1 protein-coding gene is annotated in these 1334 nt (G+C 67.3%); it reads left to right on the plus strand.

Annotation, left to right across the window (positions count from 1 at the left end):
- A partial coding sequence (locus tag ACIA8F_RS39125) for an IS701 family transposase (RefSeq protein WP_399385815.1) occupies positions 1 to 1171 on the plus strand: 1171 nt, incomplete at its 5' end.
- Positions 1172 to 1334: the final 163 nt, after the last annotated feature.

Here is a 1334-nt window from a genome sequence, read left to right on the forward strand (position 1 = left end):
GGCGGATGCCCGTGTGTGGTCGGCTGGGTTGTCGGAGTTGCATGAGCGGTTCGCTCACCGGTTCTCGAGGGTGGAGCCGCGGGAGTCGGCGCTGGCCTATATGCGTGGTCTGATGGCCCCGTTGGAGCGGAAGAACGGCTGGACGCTGGCTGAGGAGGCCGGGCATGCGGGTCCGGACCGTATTCACCGGCTGCTCAACCGGATCGACTGGGATGCCGACGAGGTCCTCGATGACATCCGGGACTACGTGGTCGAGCACCTCGGTGACCCGGACGCGGTCCTGATCGTCGACGACACCGGCTTCCTGAAGAAGGGCGTCCGCTCGGCCGGCGTTCAGCGCCAATACTCGGGAACAGCCGGCCGGACGGAAAACTGTCAGGTGGGCGTCTTCCTCGCCTATGCAGGTGCCCGCGGGCGGACGTTGATCGACCGCAGGTTGTATCTGCCCACGTCATGGACGGATGACCGTGAACGGTGCCGGGCCGCGGGCATCGAGGACACGACCGCCTTCGAGACGAAGGTGGTCATCGCGAAGGCGATGGTCCGCCGGGCGATCGCGGAGAAGATCCCGTTCCGGTGGGTGACCGGGGACGCCGCCTACGGCTTCTCCAAAGGCTGGCGGACCGAGCTGGAGCGCGCTGATGTCTTCCACGTCATGGCCACCACGCGCCACGACACGGTCGTCACCCGCTGGGCCATGGACCACCCGGTCCACGACCTGTTTCCTGGACTCCCGCGGCAGAAGTGGAAGCGTCGTTCCTGCGGGATGGGCGCCCACGGCCCGCGGGTCTACGACTGGGCCAGGGTCGAGGTCCGGCCCTGGCACCGCGAGGACCGCCGGCACTGGGTGATCGCCCGCCGGAGCGTGAGCCGGCCCGACCAGATCTCGTACTACATCGCCTACTGCCCCGCCGAGACCACACTCGACGAGCTGATCCGGGTCGCGGGCAGCCGGTGGGCCATCGAAGAGTGCTTCCAGACCGCGAAGCAGGAATGCGGCCTGGACGACTACCAGGTCCGCCGCTACCCCGGCTGGCACCGCCACATCACCCTCGCCATGGCCGTCCACGCCTGCCTCACCGTCCTGAAGGCACGCGAGTCCGACACCGGGAAAGCAGAAACGGATCCTCCCAGCTCATACCCCTCACCCTCCCCGAACTCCGACGACTGATCACTCGGCTCACCCACCGCCAGCCAGCACCAGTCGAGCACGTGCTGCACTGGTCCTACTGGCGCCGCCGACGACAACACCAGGCCCGCCTCAGTCACTACAAACGACGCGGCCACACACCACCAGAAGCTGCCAACCCGTCAACGAAAGAACCGTTGCAGTA

The organism is Streptomyces sp. NPDC051563, from assembly GCF_044454225.1.
Taxonomy (GTDB): domain Bacteria; phylum Actinomycetota; class Actinomycetes; order Streptomycetales; family Streptomycetaceae; genus Streptomyces.